Genomic DNA, 24,553 nt, shown 5'->3' on the forward strand with positions numbered 1-24,553 from the left:
AATTAAGCCTGTTCGCCCGAGTCTGGCACCAGTGCCTCGACCTCATCAGGCGACAAGTCCAGCACGCGTGCCAGGACCTCGCGAGTATGTTCACCCAAGCGCGGCGGCGCACGGCGATACTGCACGGGCGTGGCCGACAGCCGCAAGGGGCTCACCACCGAAGGCACTGTGCCACCCTGTTCCGTTGGCAAATCCAGACGCAAGCCTCGCGCCACCACCTGCGGGTCCTGATAAACCTGTTCCATCGTATTGATGGGACCCGCCGGAATACCCACTGCTTCCAGCGCCTGCAACCAGCTATCGCGTGTCCGGCTCAACATGGCCTGCGCCAACATGGGCACCAGCTCATCCCTGTGCATGACACGTCCGGCATTGCGCGCAAAACGGGGATCATCAGCCCACTCGGGGTGGCCCAGCTCCTGCGCAAAACTGCGAAACTGGGCATCGTTGCCCACCGCCACAATCAAATGCCCGTCACTGGCCTCAAAGACCTGATACGGCACCAGATTCTGGTGTGCATTACCGGGCCGCTGCGGCGCCTGTCCGGTACACAAGTAATTCATGTTCTGGTTGGCCATCATGGCCACCTGACAATCCAGCAAGGCAATATCCAGATGCTGGCCCAGACCACTGTGATAACGCTCTACTACGGCGGCCAGCACGGCCACCGTGGCATACATGCCGGTCATGACATCAGCCACGGCTACACCCGCTTTTTGCGGTTCGCCACCAGGTTCTCCTGTCAGGGACATCAAACCGCCCAGACCCTGGATCATGAAGTCATATCCTGGCCGACTTGCATAGGGTCCAGTCTGCCCAAATCCGGTAATCGAACAATAAATCAGGGCCGGGTTGATGGCCTGCAGGCTTTCATAGTCCAGCCCGTACTTTTTCAGGCCACCGACTTTGAAGTTTTCCACCAGAATATCGCAGCGGCTGACAAGCTGACGCACCACATCGGCACCTTGTGCAGTGCCAATATCCAGAACAATAGACTCTTTATTACGGTTGGCGGCCCCAAAATAGGCGGCATCTTCCGTGTCCGCTCTGTGACCATCCTGCAAATACGGTGGCCCCCAGCCACGGGTATCGTCTCCGGCACCCGGGCGCTCGACCTTGATGACTTCCGCACCCAGATCAGCCAGGTTTTGTGTACACCAGGGCCCGGCCAGCACGCGCGTCAAGTCCAGAACACGCAATCCCGCCAAGGGCGCTTTTCGTTCAGTCGTGGTCATAGCAGACAAAAATCCTTCAAGTGGCTCATTGTGCACTACGTCTTCTTAGTCCGGTCTACGGACAGAAAAAAGTGCTCAAACAATGGTCATTTTCGAGCCTGGAGAAATTTGTGCAGCGCACCAAGCCGGGCTACGATAAACCATCCTAGAATAGGTGACGATAGATTATCAGCGGCAGATCTTCCTTGCAGGACCCCACCCCATCAAGAGGCGGGGCACATCATTCCATAACAGGAGACCGACCTTATGCCATCGGCATTAACGCAGAAGCTTTATCAATCTATGACCCTGCCTGTGATGGCAGCGCCCATGTTCATTGTCTCGAACCCCGCCCTGGTGATTGCGCAATGCGCCAGCGGCATTATCGGTTCAGTCCCCGCCTTGAATGCCCGCCCTCAGGAAAAGCTCAAGGACTGGTTGGACGAGATCGACAACACCCTGGGTGAATTGCGTGAGCGCCATCCCGAGCGCCGCATCGCCCCCTACGCCATCAACCACATCATCCACCAGTCCAACGACCGCCTGGAACAGGATTTGATGGTGTGTGCGGATCACAAGGTGCCGCTGGTCATTACCAGCCTGCGCGCCCCTCAGGACATCGTGCCGCATGTGCACGCCTGGGGCGGCAAGGTTTTCCATGACGTGACCACCCTGCGCCACGCTGAAAAAGCACTGGAAGCCGGTGTAGACGGCCTGATCGTGGTGGCTGCCGGTGCCGGTGGCCACGCAGGAACGCTCAGCCCCTTTGTGCTGGTCAACGAAATCCGCCAGATTTTTGACGGCCCTATTGCTTTGTCCGGTGCCATGAGCCGTGGGCGCGACATTCTGGCCGCCCAAGCCATGGGCGCGGATATGGCCTATATCGGCACCCGCTTCATTGCCAGTACCGAAGCCAATGCCTCCGACGATTACAAGAACATGATCGTCAAAGGCCGTGCCGCCGATATCGTCTACACGCCGCTATTCACCGGCATCCCCGGCAACTACCTGAAAGACAGCATCCGCGCTGCAGGCCTGGACCCGGACAAGCTGGACGCCGAAAAGAATGCCGACACAGCCTTTGGTTCGGGCATGAGCAAGGCCTGGCGCGATATCTGGGGTGCTGGCCAGGGCATTGGCGGCATTGATTCGATCGAGCCCACAGCCGACATCGTGGCCCGCTTGCATCGCGAATACCAGGAAGCCAAGGCTGCCCTGCTGGCCTCGCCCTTCGCCTGAAACGGGAGCACGCCATGATACGTACCCATGACGCCGGCCATTGGCTGGAAGTCACTCTGGATCGCCCGGAGCGACGCAACGCCCTGACCGGCCCCATGTACGAAGAGCTGGCCGACATCATCGACCAGGCCGATCAGAACCAGAAATATCGTGCCCTGATTCTGAGCGGCGCAGGCGAGCACTTCTGTGCTGGTAACGACATCTCCGAGCTGTCCAATGTGCGCAACAACGACATGCCACCGCCGATCAAGTTCCTGCGCAGTCTGGTCAAAGCCGACATCCCTTTGATCGTGGCCGTAGAAGGCCACGCCGTGGGAATTGGCGTGACCTTGCTGCTGCATGCGGACTTTGTCTACGCGGCCCGCGATGCACGCCTGCGCATGCCCTTCACCGCACTGGGTCTGTGCCCGGAAGGCGCATCCAGCCACCTTCTGGCCCAGTACGTGGGCCAACGCCGTGCCAATGAATGGCTGCTGCTGTCCAAAGCCTTCAGTGCCGAGCAAGCCATGGAAGATGGCCTGCTGACAGAGCTGACCGACCACGGCAACAGTCTGGAAGCAGCACGAGCCTGCGCCCATGCACTGGCCGAACAACCTCCCATTGCCCTGCGCACCAGCAAGCGCCTGCTGCGTGAACCACAACGCGAGGTTTTGCTGGACGTGCTGGAACGCGAGCGCAAGTTGTTTGCTCAACTGCTGGACGGCGAAGAAGCGCTGCAAATCCTGGCGCAAATGAGCCAGAACCGCAGCGGCAAATAACGCCGCTTTCTGGGGGATCGCTGCGCAAAACTGCATGTGCAGCGATCTTGCCACAGTACCCCCTGAACATACGGGGTAATAAGGGGCCTGTCAGTGCAGGCCCCAAATTTTTTTTACCGTATCCGCAAAAATTTCTTGCGTGCAAAAAAAAAATCGCTGTATTTTATTTTTTGCGCTGCAACAAATGCACCGCTTTAACACGTTCTTTGCGGATACGCCCATGACACACTCCTGTCCCCCCCAAGCCCAAGGCTTGTACCTTCCCGCTAACGAACACGACGCCTGTGGCGTCGGATTTATCGCACACATCAAAGGCCAGGCGAGTCACGCCATCATCACCCAAGGCCTCAAAATCCTGGAAAACCTTGATCACCGCGGCGCTGTAGGCGCTGACCCCTTGATGGGCGACGGTGCAGGTATTCTGATCCAGATCCCCGACCAGCTTTACCGCGAAGAAATGGCCGCCCAGGGCGTCACCTTGCCGCCCCCCGGCGAGTACGGCGTGGCAATGGTCTTTCTGCCCAAAGAAACAGCCTCCCGTCTGGCCTGTGAGCAGGAGCTGGAGCGAGCAGTCCGGGCGGAAGGCCAGCACATGCTGGGCTGGCGCGATGTGCCGGTGGACAGCAGCATGCCCATGTCGCCCACGGTCAAGGCCAATGAGCCGGTGATTCGTCAGTTGTTCATCGGTCGCGGTCCCGATGTCATGGTGCCTGATGCGCTGGAGCGCAAGCTGTACGTGATTCGCAAGACTGCCAGCCACGCCATCTACCGCATGGATCTGGCTCATGGCCAGGAGTACTTTGTGACCTCGGCCTCGGTGCGTACCATCGTCTACAAAGGCTTGTTGCTGGCCGATCAGGTTGGCCGCTACTACCGCGATCTGGCTGATCCACGCGCCTGTTCTGCCCTGGCTCTGGTACACCAGCGCTTTTCCACCAACACCTTCCCCGCCTGGCCTCTGGCCCACCCTTACCGCCTGATCGCCCACAACGGCGAGATCAACACGGTACAGGGCAACTTCAACTGGCTGCGTGCCCGTGAAGGCGCCATGGAATCCGCCGTGCTGGGTTCGGACCTGCAAAAGCTCTACCCCATCGTGTACGAAGGTCAGTCCGACACGGCCACCTTCGACAACTGCCTGGAACTGCTGGTGATGGCCGGCTATTCCCTGCCTCACGCCATGATGATCATGATGCCCGAGGCCTGGGAGCAACACGCCGAGATGGACGAGAGCCGTCGTGCCTTCTACGAATACTACGCGGCCCAGATGGAACCCTGGGATGGCCCCGCTGCCATCGCCTTTACCGACGGCCTGCAAATCGGCGCCCTGCTGGACCGCAATGGCCTGCGCCCCGCCCGCTACATCATCACGGACGATGACATGATTGTGCTGGCTTCTGAAGCCGGTACCTTGCCTATTCCCGAGCACCGCATTGTCAAAAAATGGCGTCTGCAACCGGGCAAAATGCTGCTGATCGATCTGGAGCAAGGCCGCATCATTGACGATGCCGAGATCAAATCCCAGTTGGCCAACACCCACCCCTACAAGCAGTGGATTGAACGCCTGCGTTTGCGCCTGGACTCCCTGCCCAGTGTGCCTGGCGTACGCCCGCAACTGGCCTCCCGCGATTTGCTGGATCAGCAACAAGCCTTTGGCTGGACCCAGGAAGACATCAAAGTCGTGCTGCAACCCATGGCCAGCAAAGGCGAAGAAGCCACTGGCTCCATGGGCAACGACGCGCCTCTGGCCGTGCTGTCCGACAAGTCCAAATCCTTTTACAACTACTTCCGCCAACTCTTTGCCCAGGTCACCAATCCGCCTATCGACCCGATCCGGGAACAGATGGTGATGTCGCTGGTGTCCTTCATCGGCCCCAAACCCAATCTGCTGGACATCAATAACGTCAACCCGCCGCTGCGTCTGGAAGTGTCCCAGCCCGTGCTGAGCCCGTCTGACATGAACCAGATCCGGCGCATTGAAGCAGCCAGCAATGGCAAATTCCGCAGCCAGGAACTGGACATCATTTACCCCGGTGCATGGGGCCCTGAAGGCATTGAAGCCAGCGTCGCCGCCCTGTGTGCCCGTGCGGCTGACGCCGTGCGCGACGGCTACAACATCCTGATCCTGACAGATCGCCGTTGCGATGCCGAGCATGTGGCCATCCCCGCCCTGCTGGCGACCTCCGCCATTCATCAGCACTTGATCCGCAACGGCCTGCGTACCCGCACCGGCCTGGTCGTGGAAACCGGCTCGGCCCGCGAGGTGCATCACTTTGCCCTGCTGGGTGCCTATGGTGCCGAAGCCATGCACCCCTGGCTGGCCTTTGAAAGCCTGCAACATCTGGCCCAGGACCCCATCAATCAGATCGATGCGTCTCTGGCCGAGAGCTACTACATCAAAGCCATCAACAAGGGCTTGTACAAGGTCATGTCCAAAATGGGCATCTCCACCTACATGTCCTACACCGGCGCGCAGATTTTCGAGACCATCGGCCTGTCGCATTCGCTGGTGGACAAGTACTTCGTGGGCACCTCCTGCCCGGTTGAAGGGATTGATATCTTCACCGTGGCCGAAGAAGCCTTGCGTCAGCACCGCGCCGCTTATGGCAAAGATCCCGTACTGGAAAACCATCTGGAAGCCGGTGGCGAATATGCGGTGCGCGTCCGTGGTGAAGACCATATGTGGACGGCCGATTCCATCGCCAAGCTGCAACACGCCACCCGCAGCCAGAACTACAGCACCTACAAGGAATACGCCCAGCTCATCAACGACCAAAGCCGCCGTCACATGACACTGCGCGGTCTGTTCGAGCTGCGTCTGGACCCGGTTCAGGCCATTCCTCTGGAAGAAGTGGAACCTGCCAGCGAAATCGTCAAACGCTTTGCGACGGGTGCCATGTCGCTGGGTTCGATTTCTACCGAAGCCCATGCCGTACTGGCCGTGGCCATGAACCGGATTGGCGGCAAGTCCAACACCGGCGAAGGTGGCGAGGACGAGCGGCGTTATCAGCATGAAATGCAGCACGGTAAAAGCGGTATCCGCAAAGGCGACACCTTGGCCAGCGTTTTGGGCCAGGATCGCGTCTATGCCGACATTGAGCTGCAAGAAAACGATTCGCTGCGCTCGCGCATCAAGCAAGTCGCGTCTGGCCGCTTTGGTGTATCCGCCCAATATCTGTGCAGTGCCGATCAAATCCAGATCAAAATGGCGCAGGGTGCCAAACCCGGCGAAGGTGGTCAGCTACCCGGTCACAAAGTATCCGAGTACATCGCCAAGCTGCGTTACTCCGTCCCTGGTGTGGGCCTGATTTCGCCCCCACCACACCACGACATTTACTCCATTGAAGACTTGGCTCAACTGATTCACGACCTGAAAAACGTGAACACCCAGGCCGACATTTCCGTAAAGCTGGTCTCCAAAGTCGGCGTCGGTACGGTGGCTGCCGGAGTAGCCAAAGCCAAAGCCGATCACATTGTGATTGCAGGCCACGATGGCGGTACTGGTGCCTCGCCCCTGTCCTCCATCAAGCATGCCGGTACGCCGTGGGAGCTGGGCCTGGCTGAGACCCAGCAAACCCTGCTGCTGAACCGCCTACGCAGCCGCATCCGCTTGCAAGCAGACGGCCAGATGAAAACCGGCCGCGATGTCGTGATTGGTGCGCTGCTGGGCGCGGATGAATTTGGCTTTGCCACCGCCCCGCTGGTCGTGGAAGGCTGCATCATGATGCGTAAATGCCATCTGAACACCTGTCCTGTGGGTGTTGCCACCCAGGACCCGGTGTTGCGCAGCAAGTTCAAAGGCAAGCCCGAACACGTGGTCAATTACTTCTTCTTCGTTGCTGAAGAAGTGCGCGAGCTGATGGCCAAGCTGGGTGTGCGTCACTTCGACGATCTGATCGGACGCAGCGACTTGCTGGATATGCGCACGGGCATTGAACACTGGAAAGCCCGTGGCCTGGACTTCTCGCGACTGCTACATAAAGTTGAAAACGAAGAATCCCCACGTCAGATCGCTACTCAGGATCATGATCTGGAGCACACGCTGGACCGCCAACTGATCGAACGCAGTGCTGTCACCCTGAATCAGGGCACACCGCTCTCCTTCATCACGCCGGTACGCAATCGCAACCGCAGTGTGGGTGCCATGCTCTCGGGCGTATTCACCAAGAAATACGGCCACCAGGGGCTGCCAGACGACAGCCTGCATATTCAGTGCAAAGGCACGGCAGGCCAGAGTTTTGCTGCCTTCCTGGCACAAGGCATCACCCTGGACCTTGTAGGTGAAGCCAACGACTACGTGGGCAAAGGCCTGTCCGGCGGCCGCATCATCGTGCGCTCGCCCAACGACTTCCGTGGCTACGGCCCCGATCACATCATCGTGGGTAATACCGTGCTTTACGGTGCCCTGGCAGGTGCCGCCTACTTCAATGGCGTGGCCGGTGAGCGTTTCGCTGTGCGTAACTCCGGTGCCAGTGCCGTTGTAGAAGGTGTGGGCGATCACGGTTGCGAATACATGACAGGCGGCACCGTCGTGGTACTGGGCGAAGTGGGCCGCAACTTTGCGGCTGGTATGTCCGGTGGCGTGGCCTATGTCTGGGACCCACAGCGTCGCCTGCAACTGCGCTGCAACCCCGGCATGGTAGATCTGGAGCCCGTCCTGAGCAAGGCCGAGCAAGAGATGAACAGCAGCATGGCCCAGTGGCACAGCCGCACTCCACACGGCGAGCGTCAGACCGACGATGCCATCTTGCAAACCCTGGTTCAGGAACACTTCAAGGCCACCGGCAGCTTCCAGGCCCGTGAGCTCTTGAAAAACTGGGATAGCGCCCGCTCGCAGTTCGTCAAAGTCATTCCACGCGAGTACCGCCGTGCATTGAGCGAACTGTGGCAAGGCCCGCAAGCGAGCAAAGCCGCGCCCAAAAGCAGTAAAACCCGCCGTTCGGCTTCGGCCTGAACCCTTCCCATCACCATCAGGAAACACACATCATGGGAAAGACGACTGGATTTCTTGAGTTTCAACGTCTGCAAGAGGCCGTAGAAGCTCCGTTAAAGCGGGTCAAGCACTGGAAAGAGTTTGTCCAGGTATTGAACGACGAGCAGGCAGGCCAACAGGCCGCCCGCTGCATGGACTGCGGCATCCCCTTCTGCCACAACGGCTGCCCGGTCAACAACATCATTCCCGACTGGAATGACCTGGTTTACCGCCAGCAGTGGAAAGAAGCGCTGGACGTACTGCACTCCACCAATAATTTTCCGGAAATTACCGGCCGCATCTGCCCTGCTCCTTGCGAGGCAGCCTGTACCCTGAACATCGACCGTGCACCGGTGGGCATCAAATCCATCGAGCACGCGATCATCGACAAAGGCTGGGCTGAAGGCTGGGTAGTGCCACAAGTGCCCACCCATAAAACCGGCAAACGTATCGCCGTCATCGGCTCCGGGCCTGCTGGTCTGGCATGCGCACAGCAACTGGCACGCGTGGGCCACGACGTTACCGTATACGAGAAAAGCGACCGCATCGGTGGCCTGATGCGCTACGGCATCCCCGACTTCAAGCTGGACAAACACCTGCTGGACCGCCGTATCGCACAAATGCAGGCCGAGGGCGTGCAATTCAGCCCCTCCACCTACATTGGCCAGGCGCAGGATCAGGCGGCACAAGAACCAGGGCTGACCATCCTGTCCCCCACCGACCTGGAACAACAGTTCGACGCCATCGTGCTAGCCGGAGGTTCCGAAACCCCTAGACTGCTGGAAGCCCCTGGCAGCCAACTGCAAGGCGTACATCCTGCGATGGACTTCTTGCGCATACAGAACCAGCAAGTGGCCGGATCACGCAGCACACCCGCCATCAGCGCCCAAGGCAAGCATGTCGTCGTAATCGGCGGTGGCGATACCGGCTCGGACTGCGTAGGCACCAGCACACGCCAAGGCGCCAAATCAGTGACCCAGTTCGAGCTGATGCCCCGCCCACCCGAGCAGGAAAACACCGAGCTGACCTGGCCCTACTGGCCCTTGAAGCTACGCACATCGTCCTCGCACGACGAAGGTTGCGAGCGCGACTGGGCGATCAACACCGTAGAGCTGGAAGGCAAAAACGGACAAGTCAAAGAACTGCGTGCCGTACGCGTGGACTGGAAAACCGACCCAGCAACAGGCCGCATGAGCATGACGCCCATCGCCGGATCAGAAATGACCTTCCCCGCCGACCTGGTCCTGTTGGCCATGGGCTTCACCGCCCCTGTGCGCCAAGTCCTGGAAGCCTTTGCCGTAGAGGCAGACAACCGGGGCAACATCGCTGCCAACACAGACGTCTACCAAACCAGTCGCGCCAAAGTCTTTGCAGCCGGAGACATGCGACGCGGCCAGTCCCTGATCGTCTGGGCCATCCGCGAAGGCCGCCAGTGCGCCCGTTCCGTAGACGAGTTCCTGATGGGGAGTTCGACGCTTCCCCGCTAAGCCCTCTTGGCAGTACGAGTAAACAAACAGCCAGCCGCGATAAACGGCTGGCTGTTTGTCTTTGGGCGGATGCCCCCCGCCCGTTACCCCACCTGCCGTTTGCCGTCTGCCGTCTGCCGTCTGCCGTCTGCCGTCTGCCGTCTGCCGTCTGCCGTCTGCCGTCTGCCGTCTGCCGTCTGCCGTCTGCAATCAGCCTACAGACTAGCGATTCATAGCCACTAACTCTAACCGTGTAGCAGCGGGTCAAAGACAACAAGGGAGGATGTTGGTTGTGTGGTTGTTGGTTATCACCATTCTGAAGCCCTTGCTGGCTTGAGGCTGGGTTGGAGCATTCAGGGAGCTTGCCGCCGTCTGGGGCTGTTGTAGGGATGCAAGCACCTTGCTGTTTGAGTTCGACGCTTGTGGTTTGTCCGGGGGACAAACCACCGAACGAGTTCAAGGTGCGCCCTACAACAGCCCCAGACAAGGGCACCGGTGCGCAGCACCGGCAAGCTTCCGCTCCGACCCAGCCTCAAGCCAGCAAGGGCTGCCGCAAGGAAGCCATCCCCCACCTAAAACCCGCAAAACCCCACAAACCCCACCCCCATAAGCCTTTGATTTAACTTCCCTTTCCAAAGAACCCTAGGGTTTTCCCCTAAAAACCACAGGCCAATCCGCTCCCTAGGGTTTACCCTTGATTTTCGACTAGGGAAAACCCTATAATGAGGATTCGTAACTTAGACCTTCACCTTAAAGGGAAAGCAAATGTCTACCATGACCACTTACTCGCACTACATTCACTGGAGTGATGCTGTTGAGCGTGGGGTAATGCAGCATGCCCTGGAAAATGGTGAATCCGTGTCTTTAACTGCACTGACCAAAGCAGCGGCCAAACAAGTTTCCAAAGCCGCAAACGTGGTGTTCAAGTACATGGTCGAACTGACCCGTGCCTTGAACGAAGCCCGCATCCGCGATTCCCGCATGTCGGCCAGCTACTGGTAAGCCACGCATCACCGTTGTAACGCTCAAGCAAAACACCGCTTGATGTTGAAAAGCCTGCTGATTTAGCAGGCTTTTGTTTTTTCTGCATTTGCCAATGCAGTGTGTCGACTATGCACCTGGATGCGTAGATCACGATGGGTCTTGGCAACGGACGCTTTTTTCTAGTCATGCAGACATAGAAAAGGCCAGCAAAAGCCGGCCTGTAAAACTACGGTGCCTCAAAACATAAGCAAAGAACTAAATCGTCCTCGGACGAGGCAAACTGCTCAAGACTTGTTCAACAAGTTCTTCAACATATCCAGCCGCTGCTTGGGACTTAACGCCGCCTGAGCCGGATCTTCCTGAGCACCTGGATCTTCGATCTTCATCTCATCAATAAAGCGCGACCGTTCCCGCACCAGATTTTCGCGTGCGCGCCTGCGCTTCTTGCACCAGCTCAAGCGCAAGCTGCGTTGAGCACGCGTAATACCCACGTACATCAGACGCCGCTCTTCCTGAATACGCTGGGCCAGAATATCCGCTTCTTTATCCGGGTCTATATCCTCGTCATCGCGCCCGATGTGCGGCAGCAGCCCTTCCTCCACCCCTACCAAAAACACATGCGGATATTCCAGACCTTTGGACGCATGGAGCGTGGACAACTTGACCGCATCCGGGTCCTCGTCCTCGCCACGCTCCAGCATGGTGATCAGAGCAACGCGTTGCACCAGATCATTCAGACTCAACTGATCGTCTGCCGCTTTGGATTTCAACCAGGTAATCAGCTCCAGCACGTTTTCCCAACGAGTCTGCGCAGGACGCTCATCGAACATATCGTACAGATAGCGTTCGTAATCAATCGCCCTCAACAGCTCGTCCAGCAATTCGCTGACGGCCGTATCGTGCCCTTCCTGATCGCTTTCTACCCGGTCCGCTCTTTGCTGAATGCGACCAATGAATTGGGCAAACACACTCAAGGGCTCCAACTGCCGTGCGGGCAGGCGGTCGGTCAGGGCTATTTGTGAAACGGCGGCATACAAAGACAGCTTTTGTTCTGCTGCAAACTGACCAAGCACCTGCAGAGTCGCTTGCCCAATCCCCCGCCTAGGTGTGGTGGCCGCGCGGATGAAAGCGGGATCATCATCGTCATTAGCAACAATCCGCAGGTACGACAGGATGTCGCGAATCTCTGCCTTGTCGAAGAAACTTTGACCACCCGAGATCGTGTAGGGAATACGCAGATTACGCAGTGCCTGCTCAAAAATCCGGGCCTGATGATTGCCCCGGTACAGCACAGCAAAATCCCGCCATTCGGCCTGTCGCTCAAAGCGCTCTGCCGATATCCGCATGGCGACCGAGTCCGCCTCGTTCTGCTCGTCGTCCGTGACATGAACCTGGATGGGCTCACCAAATCCCAGATCGGACCAGAGCTTCTTGCCAAACACCACAGGATTATTGCCAATGACATTATTGGCGGCCTGCAAAATCCGTTGCACCGAGCGATAGTTCTGCTCCAGTTTCACGACTTTCAAATCCGGATAATCGCTGGGCAATTGCGCCAGATTTTCCACGGTGGCGCCACGCCAGGCGTAAATGGCCTGATCATCGTCCCCCACCACGGTAAACATATTGCGGTGACCTGTCAGAGAGCGCACCAGACGGTATTGGCACAGATTAGTGTCCTGATACTCGTCCACCAGCAAGTATTGCACCCGACGCTGCCAACGCTCACGCACTTCCTCATTGTCTTCCATCAATTGAGCGGGCAGACGGATCAAGTCGTCAAAGTCCACCGACTGATAGGCAATCAGGGTTGCGGCGTAATCGCGATAAATACGCGCGGCTTCAATCTGGCTGGGTGAGTTGGCGGCACGCTCTGCATCGTCCGGCCCCATCAGAGCGTTTTTCCACAGGGAAATTTCCTGCTGGACGGATTTCAGGCGACCTTTATCCGTAGTGGCTAGCAGCTCCTGAATAATCGCCAAGGCATCGTTGGAATCCAGAATGGAAAAGCGCGGTTTCAGGCCTACGTGCTGGGCCTCTTCGCGCAACATGCGCAAGCCCAGAGAGTGGAAGGTGCTGACCGTCAGACCACGCAGCAGCTTGGGGTCTACCAAGGCGCGAATCCGCTCGTTCATTTCACGCGCGGCTTTATTGGTAAAAGTCAGCGCCACCACTTGTCGGCCCGTGTACCCACATTCGCGCAGCAAATAGGCGATTTTCTGCGTGATCACACGTGTCTTGCCACTGCCCGCCCCAGCCAGCACCAGACAAGGTCCGTCCATATACAACACCGCCTGACGCTGCATGGCGTTCAGGTCGGTGGGGACGGTATGGCCTGGGGTATTAACGGAGGTGGACATGGTGTTAACTGGCCTTAAATTTCGAGAGGGTCGACCTCAATCGTAATACGCACTTTATGCTGCTTGGCCAATTGGGCGACCTGCGGCCCCCAGTGTCGTACAAAGGCCTGCAAGGCCGGGCGATGGGCGCTTTCCAGTAGCAATTGGGCGCGCTCCACTTTGGCGACACGCAAAACGCGTAAAGGCACAGGATCGTACAGGAAAACCTGATCCGCGCCGGGAAATTCGTTGGGATATTCTTCGGGCAATCGCCGTGCCTGCGTCAGCAAACGAATGGCATCTGCCAGTTGCGGCGCCTCTGCCGACAACAGCACTTGATAAGCAAAAGGCGGCAAACCTACGGATTCGCGTTCGTTCAAAGCACTTTGGGCAAAGCCGATGTAATCGTGTTTGATCAGGCTTTGATAAACGGCCTGCTCGGGATAGCCTGTCTGGATGATGACATCCGCCCCTTCGGTGTGACGGCCTGCCCGGCCTGCCACCTGCATCAATTGCGCAAACAGGCGCTCGGGCGCACGGAAATCATGGGCAAACAACGTGGCGTCGGCATTCAGTACGCCCACCACGCTCAAACGGGTGAAGTCGTGGCCCTTGGCGACCATCTGTGTTCCCACCATGATGTCCACTTCACCAGCATGTACCTGCTCAAACAATTGCTGTGCGCTCCCCTTCAGGCGCGTGCTGTCCGCATCAATCCGCACCAAACGAGCATTGGGGAAGCGCTCGCCCAGGAACTCTTCAATACGTTGTGTACCCCGGCCCATGGGCTGCAAATCCTGGTCGCCACAATCCGGGCAAGCGCGCGGCACGGGGGCCTGGTATCCGCAGTGGTGGCACTGCAAATTATGCTTGAAGCCATTTTGCCTATGCAGCACGGTATAGACCGTACAGCGTGGACATTGAGACAACCAGCCACAAGAAGCGCAATGCAGCACAGGCGCATAACCGCGCCGGTTTATGAACACCAGGGACTGTTCGCCCCGCTCCAGACACGCTTCCAAAGCATCCAGAAGCTGTGGCGAAAAACCCGACTCCAGCCGCAGATGTCGAGTGTCGACCAGACGCACTCGCGGTAGTGACACGTCGCGGGCCCGCTTGGGCAGACTTAAGAGGCTATAGCGCCCCTGTCGGGCGTGGTTCCAGCTTTCCAGCGAAGGGGTGGCCGAGCCCAGCACCACGGGTACTTTCAGATCATGACCGCGCCAGACTGCCAGGTCTCGGGCGGAGTAGCGCAAACCGTCCTGCTGCTTGTAAGAAGCGTCGTGCTCCTCGTCCACAATAATCAGGCCCAGCTCTGGCATGGGCGTAAAAATGGACAGTCGCGTTCCCAACAGAATGCGGGCCTGACCGCTATTGACGCGCAACCAGGAGCGCAGCCGTTCGCCTTCGGACAGGCCGCTATGCAAGACAGCCAGGACATCGCCCGGCAAGACACGGGCCAGACGCGCACGCAGGACCTGCTCGAACTGAGGCGTCAGATTGATTTCCGGCACCATGAACAAGACCTGGCGCCCCTCTGCCAGCACCTGTTCCAGCACCCGCATATAAACTTCAGTTTTCCCACTGCCCGTGACCCCGTGCAGCAGCATGCAACTGCCCGGCTTGGCGGCCACAATGCCGTCCACCGCCGCCTGTTGCTCGGCGTTCAGAACCGGCAGAACATCGCTATCCACCGGGTCTACTTGCTTTTCCTTGCGCTTGGCCATGCGCAGCACCGGCCCCCCAGCGGACCGCTTGCCCAGATAGGCAGAGGGTTTGCGCAGCGGCCCCGGCAAGGAGGGCATCATGACTTCGCCCAGCGGACGGTGATAGTAGCCAGACGCAAAACGCGCCATACGCAGCCAATCGGTGGGAAATGGCGGCAAGTCGTCCAGCAGCTGATCAATTGCCTTGACCTGCTCGGGCGGATAAGAGGGCTGCTCGGGCAAGGCCACCACAACGCCTATCATTTGCCGCCGTCCAAAATGCACAATGACCCGTTGACCGACGAGTACCGGCTCGTGGTGCTGATAATCAAACACCCCATCCAGAGGCACGTCCAAAGCCACATGCAACCAGAAAGGTCCAGTGCTTGCCGATGCAGAAATAGCGTCAGGAGTGGCGGTCATGGATGGTGATTCAAAAAAGGGCTGGCCGGGCTGAAAGCCTGATAAGTCAAGAGCTTAGCCACCTGTGGATAACTTTGGGGAAAATGGTATGAACAAAAAATACAAAGAAGCAAGCACAGATACAATTTAGTTATCAATCTCTCTGAAATATGAATAAAACGCAGAGAAATCAAATAATTAAAACTGGGTATTGAAATTAAACCTTAAATATAAAGGCCTCAAACCCGGACGTATCTGTGTGCATAACTTTGCGCACAAGCTGCGATAGCCCGTGCGCAAAGAAGATCAAACGCTGTGGTGACGACGGCTGTAGGAATGCACTTCATCGACCAGAATGCCCACGGCTTCCGGGTCGGTGAAACGCGAGATACCGTGACCAAAGTTGAACACGTGACCACCCTGACCCACAGGACCAAAGTCGTCGATAACGCGACGGGCTTCACGACGGATGGCTTCTTCGCCACCGAACATCGTCATGGGGTCCAGATTGCCTTGCAGGGCCAGTTTGTCACCGATACGAGCGCGCGCACGGGACAGATTCACCGTCCAGTCCACACCCATGGCATCAGCGCCACAGCCAGCAATATCTTCCAGCCACATGCCGCCGCCCTTGGTAAAGACGATGACGGGTACGCGCTTGCCGTCGTGTTCACGGATCAGACCGTCGACCACTTTACGGGTGTAAGCCAGGGAGAACTCCTGGAACAGGGAATCGGACAAGACGCCGCCCCAGCTATCGAACAGCATTACAGCCTGTGCACCGGCACGGATCTGCGCGTTCAGGTAGTCCTGGGTGGTCTGGGCATTGATTTCCAGCATGCGGTGCATCAGGTCCGGACGCTGATACATCATGCTTTTCACCAGACGGTAGTCGTCCGAGCCCTGGCCTTCAACCATGTAGCAGGCGATGGTCCAGGGGCTGCCTGCAAAACCGATCAGCGGTACTTTGCCGTCCAGTTCCTTGCGGATCAGGGACACAGCGTCGAACACGTATTGCAGCTTGGACATGTCTGGAGCTTCCAGCGCCATGACGTCGGCTTCGTTACGCACGGGACGGGCAAAACGCGGGCCTTCGCCAGCGACGAAATCCAGACCCAGACCCATAGCGTGTGGCACGGTCAGGATGTCGGAAAACAGAATGGCCGCATCCAGATCGAAGCGACGCAGGGGCTGCAGAGTCACTTCACAAGCAAATTCGGGATTTTGAGCCAATTGCATGAAGGAACCGGCCTGGGCACGGGTGGCATTGTATTCAGGCAAATAACGCCCCGCTTGGCGCATCAGCCAGATGGGGGTGTAAGGCACAGGCTCACGCAACAGCGCGCGCAGGAAAACATCGTTTTTTAATTGAGGTAAAGACACGGCAATCCCTATTGAAAAATGCCTGTTAATTTTAACCATCGTGTTCGTCGTCTGGGTTTGACGCGGATCGAAAGCGTGCAGCATCGATATGGTGTTTGCGCATCAGTGCCCAGAAAGCACGCCGGTGCTTTTGCGCGGAGCGGGCCGCCATGGCGATATTGCCGCTATGGCGATCAAGGGCGGCATGGATATAGGCCTGCTCAAAGCGGGCCACTATCCGTCCCTTGGCGACTTTGAAGGATTCCTGGCTGCTGGCGTAGCGCGAAGCTACCGCAGCGGCATAGGCTTCCAGCGTCGTCCCTTCCTGTTGCAAGATAGTTTGCGACAGATGCTGCTCCGTTGGGCCGGGGTGCAGGACCAGATCCTGGTTTTCCTGCACCCTATAGTGTATCCGACCCGACAGCCCCGGTTCATTCAAAGCGTGGGAAGACGTCTGCAAACGTTGGCGATTGATGCGGGCGCGCAAATCATCCAGGCATAAAGGCTCACGGACGTAGTCGGCCAGACCCAGTTCCAGCAGATCCGTCAAGGCGGCCGCCTTGATGGCTGCGCGCACCAAACCGAATACCGGCACGGGCAACAGGCCCTGGGCAGCGGATAGCGCACGGCGCACATGGATCAAGGTGGCCTCTTCGATGGGAATCAGACAGGCATCAAAACGCAGCAGCAAGGTGGCGGAGCGGCGTAAGAACAGATAGTCCTGATCGGGATGGGGAGAAGGCGGGGCCAGCAGAACTTGTAATTGCAGGCGCTCGCAGGGCGGGATGATGGCCAGCAAATTCTGGGCCCACGAGGGCTGGGTATGCAGCAAAGCGCAATCGAGGTGTAAACGCATCAGACTGTCCTTGAGAAGCCGGGCGAACCACACCGGTCGCCCCAAAATCATGAGCTTCTAGAATAGAAATCCGAGCTGTTTGCGATAAGTCGGAGTTGCGTCTACGTAGCTGTACTTAATCGCCGCAAATGCGGCTGCGACGCCATTCGCTGGGCGATACGCCGTAGCGTCGCCGAAAGGCGTGGCTGAACACGGCGGCATCGGAAAAGCCCATTTGCCAGGCCAGTTCGCTGATCTGCCGACCCGGTTTGCCATCCACCAATAATTGACAAGCACGTTCCAATCGGGCGGCCATGATGTAGTCAGCAGGCGCTTGGCCGGACAGCTCGAAAAGCTTGTAGAGATAACGGCGGGAAATCCGAAACTGCAAGGCCAGGGACTGGGCATTCAAGCCCGTATCCCCCAGATGATCTTGCACGTATTGCTGAATTTGCAGCAACTGGCCACGCCGCACTTCATCCAGGGCGGATTCGGTGGGCACCGGGCGACCATCGGCCAGGCTCAGCGCCATCATGCGGATCACGGTCTGGGACAGCTCGCTCAAGGCCGAGGGCGACAAATGCCCCCGCTCCTGCAAGCCCAAACGCAGCATATCCATAGCAATCCGGGCCGGGCCTGTGGTGGCTGAAAAGGATCGCGCCACCGCATCGCTTAACCAGGGCAGCCAAGGCAGCAAACGCTCTTCCTCGAACTGCAAGACCAGAAAGTGGGATTGATCCTGCACAGACACTTCGTAAGGGCGGGTGGTGTCATAAATCCCCCACTCGCCAGCACGCAAAATACCACTGCGATTGTCTTGTTCGATCTGACTGCTGCCGCTGATCTGCAATGTCACTTTGTACAGGGCGTGTTCAGACTGGCTGGCCAAGGCTTGTGTACGCCGCACGCGCTGAGCGCTGGTACACAGTTCCATGACATCGACTGAGCCCATACGATCGGTGGCTGCACGGTTGGAAAAGCCCCGCAACGACTCAGGCTGGACTTCCAAAGGCACAAAATACGCGCACACCACTTCCTGCCAAGCAGCCAGGCTCTTGAAAGAAGCAGAGGGAGTGCGCAATAACATAGACATTGCCTGGGGCCCTTGCGGCCAACGCTATTGATCGGTGTGGGAGGCATGATACGCCCCCCTTTTCTTATAGCCCTAAAAAATTCAAGCGTCTACGGTCGTTAACCCGCTGTATCAGCGTTCCATGGACCCGTACAGGTAGGGAGCAGGCTCCAGACCCATGCTGTTCATCTGGACGGTTAATTCGTTACGCGCCTTGAGCACATCATCAAAACGATGACGTCGTGACGCCCCGACCTCGGCAGAGGTAAAGGGTCGGAATTCGGGTGTCATTTCTTCGGGGCTGAATTTAGCCACAATCCAGTTCAGCACCCGGGCCAGATCCGCATTATCCAACTGCGATTGCGAAGCACCGGGCACCCGTATCATGTAGTCCCGCCCAGCGGGCAAGCGTGTAAACAAGCCAATGGACTGATTGAAATTGGGGATTCCGCGATGCGTCAGGCCCTGGCCATCGTAGCGATGGCAGCCTGCACATTGCAGCATATAGTCTTTAAAAGCCTGGGAGCTTTGCAGGTAATCGCCCGTTCCGGCCATCTCTTCTTGGGCATGGGCCCAAGGCGTAAACGCCAGGAGTACGGCGCTCAAACAGGCCAGGCGCAAAGATGTCCACACAGTGATGCCTCCTTAAGTGACCGGACCCCATCCAGGCTGTCCGGCACCTTGTTCAACGCCTGGGTCTGCCCGCAGGGCGAAAGAACGTGTCAAGACGACAGGTTCTTGCATCGCCCGGGCAGCCCCGGAGCCTTTTTTAGTTTTTGGCCAAGCCAACCAGCACAGACGTCGTGCAATGGAAGGTGCTGTTCTCGTTCGCCATGCACCAGTTCACGTCATTGTGCAGGAAGAACTCGTAGCCAGGACGTTCGCGGGTTTGCGTATTGCACTGGCAACGGCCGCAAGCGGTCTTGCCGCAGCAATCGTGGTAGCTGATCAGGTAGTCCTTGCCATCATGCGGGTTGTGACACGTACCGATCCAGGAGATGGGCGATGGTGTCGAGCCCGGAGGGCAAGTCGTGGTGGTGCCGCCGCAGCAAGAGCACAGGAACCCGTCCACCGCGCAATGACGCCAGTAGTCGCAGGAGTTCACTTCGTCTTCACTCGCCAGATCGGGATTCAGACTGATGTGATCGGCACCACTGCTACTGCTGCCGCCACCACCGGCAGCGCGAGCCACGGGCAATACGGGCAGCACAAAGGCCGAACCGACCATTAATTTACCCACCGAGCGCAGCACGCTGCGACGCGAGGTCTTGTGAGCCACAGAGCGGGAGAGACTCTCCCCAAATTTATCCAGCCAACGCATTGACGTTCTCCTTTCGTGATACCTGCACTTGCTTCATGCCCGAGTCACCGGCCAAATATTCCTGCGCCGAGGCCACACCCAGGTCTTTGGCGTTGAACAGGCTTTCCAACTGCTCACGCGAATTGACCAGACCCTTGGCACGCACCACACCGCTTTCATCAATCAGCACGGCGTAAGGCAGTTTGCTGATCTGAAAGCCCATGCCCAACTGCGTGGACAAGACGTAAGGGAAATGATCCAACTGTGCTTTCTGGTAGAAAGCCAGATGCTCGGGCATCTCGCCATCACTGGCCAGCACAATATCGACCCACTGACCTTCCGAGCCCTGGATGGACTTCAGAATCGGCAAGAGCTTCTTGCACACCGGGCAGGTAGGCGACATGAAGAAAATCAACTGGCTGCGCGGACCGGCCACACCCACGGAAACGGTGCGACCACGCAGGTCTTGCAGTTCCATGACCGGAGCCGCATCCCCCACTTGCGGGCCTTTATCCATAGTCAAGGCACCCATAGGGGCAACCCGTTCATACAACACGCCAATCTGGCGCGACAGGGCAAGTACAACCAGCACCAGGGCCAGTACGATTACCCATAAAATGACGTTAGAAATCATTAAAGCGGTCATTTAGGTCTCCTAAGAATTCTGCATTTTCTGGAATTTCAGATGGGATTCGATCAACTGGTTAGCCGCGTAGTACAGGCCCAGCAAGGCCAGGGTGGCACCAAAGAAGGTCAAACCATCCATCCAGACCAGTTCACGGGCACTGCTGATGGCCCAGTCACCGCTAGCCACGGCCAGCGCTGCCAACAAGGCATTGCGGGCCACCAGCCACCAGGACAAACCACCCGAAGACTCCCCCAGCCCGGAGCAGCCGCAATCGACATCGCGACGGCCACGCAGCAGGTTCATCACAATGCCACTGGTGGCCACCAACAGCACGCACAGAGCCAGAGCGGCCCCCAGCGAACGGCTGGCTGGCCACAGCAGCAAGGGCGCGCTCAGCGCCTCGGCCGCCACAAACAGCACACTGAACGGTCGTAACAACACTTCCGGCAACAATCGATAACCGCCAACGGCTGCCTCGAACAGGCTGAAGTGACGCAGTTTATCCAGCGCCCCCAGTCCCATCAGCACGGCCAAGCAAGCCAGGCTGGCATAGGTCAGGACCGGGTCCATATCAGACACCCCCAACTGGGTGAAACTGAACTTGCAAGGAAGCTTCTGCGGCGCCTTCAATGGTGCGCAACAACTTGGGTTCAGGCTGGCTAATGTCATAGACGTTCACATTGCCACCGTCCAGTGTCAGCATCAGATTGCGTTGCTGATCAATGGTCATGGACAAGGCATCACGTCCGGGAATGCGGGCTACGCGCTTTTTGGTCTTGGTATCCATGACCCAGATTTCGGCTGCAGGGAACTTGTGTGTGCCCTCTTTGCCATCCGGGTGCATGAACACGTACATGCGGCCGCTGGCACGATGCAGACCCACCAGGTTATAGCCACCAGGCACCCAGCTCTTGGCTTTGTCCTCATCCGTCAGCAAGGACCAGGGACCGTCTACCTTGACTTCGTCTCCGCTGAAATCAGCACTGTAGACATTGCCGTAGTAGGACACGAAGTGAGCCTTATCCTTGTCCAGGGCAGGAGCGATAAAGATCGGGTCGTCCTTGACCGAGAACATCTGCTTGCTGCGCGACTGGCTGGCAACTTTGCCGTCCTCGCCCAGATTGATGCTCAACAAGCCACCATCGCCACAAATGGTCATGAAGCTGCGTGGGCGGTTGGGCTGAGGGATCACGCTCCAGCAACCAGCAGCAGCGGTAACGTCTTCCACATAGTCGCCCTTGGCCACATCCACGATACCGATGGAAGTCGCAGGCGAGGCGTTCTGCAGCACGATGAATTTGCCGTCAGTGGTCTGACGGAACATGCCATCGTAGTTCAGGCCTTGAACACGCTTGGGCGGCAGGGAAATTTCTTTGTCAAAGGTCAGCTTGTCAGCATCCCAGACTTCCACCACGTCCGAGCGCTTACCGCGGGTGACGCGCTCGTGGTAGGTCGTCATGGTGTAGATTTTCTTGCCGTCGTTGGACAACTGCACATGGCCGTTGAACGCGGTAGGCACCATGCCCAGGAATTTGCCGTTGGTGTAGTCATAGACATGCACACGGCTTTCGGTCAGGTGGTTGAACACCGAGTCCATGACATAGATACGGTTTGCCTGGGGGGCAGACACGCTATGGCCACCGGTCAAGACCTCAAGCGGCTTGTCCTGGGCTTGCGCTCCACCGGCCAGAACCATCAACCCCAACATGGCGGCGGCGGTCGTTAATGTAAATTTAGACTTCATTGGATGTCTCTCCTCATGGGCGTCCACGCTGTCAGAACGCATAGGCATAACGGAATTGCAGGCCGCGCATGCGCGGGCCATTCTCGACTTTCAAATCATGGATATACTGCAATTGCACCTGGTGGGCGTCGGTAAGCTGATGCGTAATTTCAGCCGCCAGTTGGTGGTTGCGTGCCCGCGTCACCGTGGTTTTTCCATTAACCCGCTCGCGCCCGCCGGTTTCATAGCGGTAGCGCAGACCCACATAGGTCTTTTCAGTCAGGTTGGTTGAAACCAGGGCCATCAGGCGGATTGCCGTGTCTTTTTTCAGGGTCTGACCGTAGTAGTTCTTGTTATTGCCAAAGAACTCGAACTCCGCCACGCCTTCCACAAAGGAGGATTCGCCAAAGCCTTTCACAATCGCAAAGTCCTGAATGGTGCTCCAGCGGTTCTTGCCCGAGGACACATCCGCGTGCGAGCCGTGGTAACGACCGGTAGGAGCCGTAATAAAGGGCTCCCAGGCAAACCAGAAACGGTTTTCAGGATCGTTATGCAACCAGACGGCGGCACCGGCTGTCACATCGCCAATCCCTGTCATGCGATCACGGTCTTTCCCGGGCACATCCAGCGTATTGCGAAAGCCGGGCACAATCAGCTCGTACTGCACCGTTTTACCGGCCAGCTCGCGAAAATGCATCTGGCGATAAATCATGCCTTGCACATTAAGCTTGGGGCTATCGCCAATACGTGAACCCTTATCATAAAAACCGTGCGACTTCAGGCCCATCATGTAGACGGCCAACACATTGGTCCCTACCGGAGCAGGTATCCAATCCCGAGCACTGGGGTCGCCTGCATGGGCAAGCCCGGCACTGACACCGCTCAAGGCCAAGGCCAGAGCGGTCCGCTGCACTATTGCGTACATTATTTTGTCTCCTCGAAGAAGGCGCGAACGGTATCGTTATTGTGTTCGCGCCCTTGTCCCTAGCTAGGCTGCCGGGTAGGCCATGCAGACCGATTTGGTCTCCAGGTAAGCCTCTACCGCAGCGCGCCCGTGTTCCCGACCCAGGCCAGACTGCTTGTAGCCACCGAAGGGCATGCTGGGGTCCAGCATGTTGTGGGTGTTAACCCACACCGTGCCCGCCTTGATACCGGCGGTCAGACGTTGCACGCGGGCCAGGTCCTGACTCCAGACGCTGGCACCCAGGCCAAAGTCTGTATCGTTGGCCAATGCCAATGCCTGCGCCTCGGTTTCAAACGGAGTCGCAACCACAACGGGGCCAAAGATTTCTTCACGCATGATGCGGGCATCGGGAGCCACGTCGGCAAACACGGTGGGGCGTACAAAGTAGCCCTGCTCGGGGCGTGCGCCCTCGCCTGCCAACATGCGGCCACCTTGCTGGCGACCCACATCAATGTAGTTCTGCACGCGCTGCTGATGGCGTGCCGAGATCAGCGGAGCAATCTGGGTAGATTGCTCAAAACCCGAGCCCAGTGTCATGGAGGAAGCCAGATCGGCCACACCCTGCACCACGCGCTCGTAAATACCTTTTTGTACGAACAGACGCGAACCGGCGGTACACACCTGACCCTGGTTAAAGAAGATGGCGTTGGCCGCACCTTGAATGGCCATGTCCACATCGCAATCGTCCATGATGACCACAGGGGACTTGCCGCCCAGCTCCAAAGACATGCGCTTCATATCGTTGATGGCTTGATGGCCGATCAACTTGCCCACTTCCGTGGAGCCGGTGAAGGAGATCTTGTTCACGCCAGGGTGTGCTGTCAGGGCAGCGCCCGTGCTTTCGCCACGGCCCGTGATCACGTTGATCACACCGGCGGGGAAACCGGCTTCCAGAGCCAGTTCGGCCAGACGGATGGCGGTCAGCGGGGTCTCTTCAGCAGGCTTCAGAACCACGGTGCAACCGGCGGCCATGGCAGGCGCGATTTTCCACACGGCCATCAGCAGCGGGAAGTTCCAGGGCACGATGGCGCCAACCACACCCACAGGCTCTTGGCGGGTGTAGGCGTGGTAATTGATACCGGGAGGGAAGGCGATGGAGGGCGACAGCAATTCACCGCTGATCTTGGTGGCCCAACCGGCCATGTAACGCAGCCATTGTGCGCTGGCGGCCACTTCCAGACCGTAGGAGAAGAACAGCAGTTTGCCGTTGTTCAGAGTTTCCAGACGAGCCAGCTCGTCGGCATTGGCTTCGACCAGATCGGCCAAGCGCAACAGCAGGCGCTCGCGCTGGGCGGGCAGCATCTTGCCCCATTCGCCTTGCTCCAAGGCCTGGCGGGCGGCACGAACAGCACGGTCTACGCCTTGTTCACCAGCCTCGGGCTGGTGCGCAATAACTTGTCCAGTTGCTGGATCGTAGACGGGAATCGTGGGTCCTTGAGAATCACTGACGGGCTTGCCGTCAATAATCATGTGTTCGCGAATCGCGTTGCGCTCGGGTTGTACGTCCTGCCCCATAGTCTGTCTCCACACGGAATAGTTGATTCTTAACGAATCCAGTATAGGGACGAGGACAAGCCCGGACTTGTGAT

General features: G+C 58.0%; 18 protein-coding genes. 5 read left to right on the forward strand and 13 right to left on the reverse strand.

The features are described 5' to 3' along the window. Positions 1-2: 2 nt before the first annotated feature. Positions 3-1,235: a CaiB/BaiF CoA transferase family protein gene (locus OSH09_RS14290; RefSeq protein WP_266121353.1), complete on the reverse strand. Its 1,233-nt coding sequence runs from the start codon at positions 1,233-1,235 to the stop codon at positions 3-5. 246 nt (positions 1,236-1,481) lie between these two features. Between OSH09_RS14290 and OSH09_RS14295 the strand changes: the two genes are divergently transcribed. The 5 genes from OSH09_RS14295 to OSH09_RS14315 all read left to right on the forward strand — a co-directional run bounded on the left by OSH09_RS14295 (position 1,482) and on the right by OSH09_RS14315 (position 10,651). Next, positions 1,482-2,453: an NAD(P)H-dependent flavin oxidoreductase gene (locus OSH09_RS14295; protein WP_207873064.1), complete on the forward strand. Its 972-nt coding sequence runs from the start codon at positions 1,482-1,484 to the stop codon at positions 2,451-2,453. A gap of 14 nt (positions 2,454-2,467) precedes the next feature. Beyond that, on the forward strand, positions 2,468-3,211 hold the full coding sequence (locus OSH09_RS14300; protein ID WP_266121354.1) for an enoyl-CoA hydratase/isomerase family protein: 744 nt from the start codon (positions 2,468-2,470) through the stop codon (positions 3,209-3,211). A 220-nt stretch (positions 3,212-3,431) separates the two neighbouring features. Beyond that, a complete protein-coding gene (locus OSH09_RS14305; RefSeq protein WP_266121355.1) occupies positions 3,432-8,165 on the forward strand; it encodes a glutamate synthase-related protein in 4,734 nt (1,577 codons plus the stop codon). A 32-nt stretch (positions 8,166-8,197) separates the two neighbouring features. Next, positions 8,198-9,670, forward strand: a complete 1,473-nt coding sequence (locus OSH09_RS14310) for a glutamate synthase subunit beta (protein WP_266121356.1) — start codon at positions 8,198-8,200, stop codon at positions 9,668-9,670. A gap of 744 nt (positions 9,671-10,414) precedes the next feature. Then, entirely contained in the window at positions 10,415-10,651 is a 237-nt protein-coding gene (locus OSH09_RS14315; protein ID WP_022983381.1) for a hypothetical protein, read from the forward strand. A 266-nt stretch (positions 10,652-10,917) separates the two neighbouring features. Here OSH09_RS14315 and OSH09_RS14320 read toward each other — a convergent pair whose 3' ends face one another. The 12 genes from OSH09_RS14320 to OSH09_RS14375 form a co-directional block, all read right to left on the reverse strand. Then, positions 10,918-12,993, reverse strand: coding sequence for a UvrD-helicase domain-containing protein (locus OSH09_RS14320; RefSeq protein WP_266121357.1), 2,076 nt, complete (start codon positions 12,991-12,993; stop codon positions 10,918-10,920). Between the two features lie 14 nt (positions 12,994-13,007). Beyond that, positions 13,008-15,101 carry a primosomal protein N' gene (locus OSH09_RS14325; protein ID WP_207873059.1) on the reverse strand — a complete coding sequence of 698 codons (2,094 nt, stop codon included), beginning with the start codon at positions 15,099-15,101 and terminating at the stop codon, positions 13,008-13,010. Between the two features lie 285 nt (positions 15,102-15,386). Next, positions 15,387-16,463: a uroporphyrinogen decarboxylase gene (hemE, locus tag OSH09_RS14330; RefSeq protein WP_207873058.1), complete on the reverse strand. Its 1,077-nt coding sequence runs from the start codon at positions 16,461-16,463 to the stop codon at positions 15,387-15,389. 31 nt (positions 16,464-16,494) lie between these two features. Further along, positions 16,495-17,298: a hypothetical protein gene (locus tag OSH09_RS14335; RefSeq protein WP_207873057.1), complete on the reverse strand. Its 804-nt coding sequence runs from the start codon at positions 17,296-17,298 to the stop codon at positions 16,495-16,497. A gap of 115 nt (positions 17,299-17,413) precedes the next feature. Next, entirely contained in the window at positions 17,414-18,364 is a 951-nt protein-coding gene (locus OSH09_RS14340) for an AraC-like ligand-binding domain-containing protein (RefSeq protein WP_207873056.1), read from the reverse strand. Between the two features lie 117 nt (positions 18,365-18,481). Further along, entirely contained in the window at positions 18,482-18,982 is a 501-nt protein-coding gene (locus OSH09_RS14345) for a cytochrome c family protein (protein ID WP_207873055.1), read from the reverse strand. 136 nt (positions 18,983-19,118) lie between these two features. Further along, positions 19,119-19,670, reverse strand: coding sequence for a methylamine dehydrogenase light chain (locus OSH09_RS14350; RefSeq protein WP_108728244.1), 552 nt, complete (start codon positions 19,668-19,670; stop codon positions 19,119-19,121). Beyond that, positions 19,654-20,295: a methylamine dehydrogenase accessory protein MauD gene (gene mauD / locus OSH09_RS14355; protein WP_207873054.1), complete on the reverse strand. Its 642-nt coding sequence runs from the start codon at positions 20,293-20,295 to the stop codon at positions 19,654-19,656. The genes OSH09_RS14350 and mauD overlap by 17 nt, the downstream gene beginning before the upstream one ends. A 9-nt stretch (positions 20,296-20,304) precedes the next feature. Beyond that, positions 20,305-20,847 (reverse strand): MauE/DoxX family redox-associated membrane protein, encoded by a 543-nt coding sequence (locus tag OSH09_RS14360; protein ID WP_207873053.1) that lies wholly within the window; start codon positions 20,845-20,847, stop codon positions 20,305-20,307. Position 20,848: 1 nt separating this feature from the next. Continuing rightward, positions 20,849-22,021 (reverse strand): amine dehydrogenase large subunit, encoded by a 1,173-nt coding sequence (locus OSH09_RS14365; protein ID WP_266121358.1) that lies wholly within the window; start codon positions 22,019-22,021, stop codon positions 20,849-20,851. A 31-nt stretch (positions 22,022-22,052) separates the two neighbouring features. Beyond that, complete coding sequence (locus tag OSH09_RS14370; RefSeq protein WP_266121359.1) at positions 22,053-22,925, reverse strand: transporter; 873 nt, start codon at positions 22,923-22,925, stop codon at positions 22,053-22,055. Positions 22,926-22,988: 63 nt separating this feature from the next. Then, on the reverse strand, positions 22,989-24,479 hold the full coding sequence (locus OSH09_RS14375) for an aldehyde dehydrogenase family protein (RefSeq protein WP_266121360.1): 1,491 nt from the start codon (positions 24,477-24,479) through the stop codon (positions 22,989-22,991). Positions 24,480-24,553: the final 74 nt, after the last annotated feature.

Origin of the sequence: Alcaligenes parafaecalis, from assembly GCF_026344135.1 — a bacterium.
Taxonomy (GTDB): Bacteria; Pseudomonadota; Gammaproteobacteria; order Burkholderiales; family Burkholderiaceae_B; genus Alcaligenes; species Alcaligenes parafaecalis.

Coding starts and splice junctions, on each gene's coding strand:
- OSH09_RS14290 (WP_266121353.1), bottom strand. CDS start 1,235: ATGACCACGACTGAACGAAAAGCGCCCTTGGCGGGATTGCGTGTTCTG.
- OSH09_RS14295 (WP_207873064.1), top strand. CDS start 1,482: ATGCCATCGGCATTAACGCAGAAGCTTTATCAATCTATGACCCTGCCT.
- OSH09_RS14300 (WP_266121354.1), top strand. CDS start 2,468: ATGATACGTACCCATGACGCCGGCCATTGGCTGGAAGTCACTCTGGAT.
- OSH09_RS14305 (WP_266121355.1), top strand. CDS start 3,432: ATGACACACTCCTGTCCCCCCCAAGCCCAAGGCTTGTACCTTCCCGCT.
- OSH09_RS14310 (WP_266121356.1), top strand. CDS start 8,198: ATGGGAAAGACGACTGGATTTCTTGAGTTTCAACGTCTGCAAGAGGCC.
- OSH09_RS14315 (WP_022983381.1), top strand. CDS start 10,415: ATGTCTACCATGACCACTTACTCGCACTACATTCACTGGAGTGATGCT.
- OSH09_RS14320 (WP_266121357.1), bottom strand. CDS start 12,993: ATGTCCACCTCCGTTAATACCCCAGGCCATACCGTCCCCACCGACCTG.
- OSH09_RS14325 (WP_207873059.1), bottom strand. CDS start 15,101: ATGACCGCCACTCCTGACGCTATTTCTGCATCGGCAAGCACTGGACCT.
- OSH09_RS14335 (WP_207873057.1), bottom strand. CDS start 17,298: ATGCGTTTACACCTCGATTGCGCTTTGCTGCATACCCAGCCCTCGTGG.
- OSH09_RS14340 (WP_207873056.1), bottom strand. CDS start 18,364: ATGTTATTGCGCACTCCCTCTGCTTCTTTCAAGAGCCTGGCTGCTTGG.
- OSH09_RS14350 (WP_108728244.1), bottom strand. CDS start 19,670: ATGCGTTGGCTGGATAAATTTGGGGAGAGTCTCTCCCGCTCTGTGGCT.
- mauD (WP_207873054.1), bottom strand. CDS start 20,295: ATGACCGCTTTAATGATTTCTAACGTCATTTTATGGGTAATCGTACTG.
- OSH09_RS14360 (WP_207873053.1), bottom strand. CDS start 20,847: ATGGACCCGGTCCTGACCTATGCCAGCCTGGCTTGCTTGGCCGTGCTG.
- OSH09_RS14365 (WP_266121358.1), bottom strand. CDS start 22,021: ATGAAGTCTAAATTTACATTAACGACCGCCGCCGCCATGTTGGGGTTG.
- OSH09_RS14370 (WP_266121359.1), bottom strand. CDS start 22,925: ATGTACGCAATAGTGCAGCGGACCGCTCTGGCCTTGGCCTTGAGCGGT.
- OSH09_RS14375 (WP_266121360.1), bottom strand. CDS start 24,479: ATGGGGCAGGACGTACAACCCGAGCGCAACGCGATTCGCGAACACATG.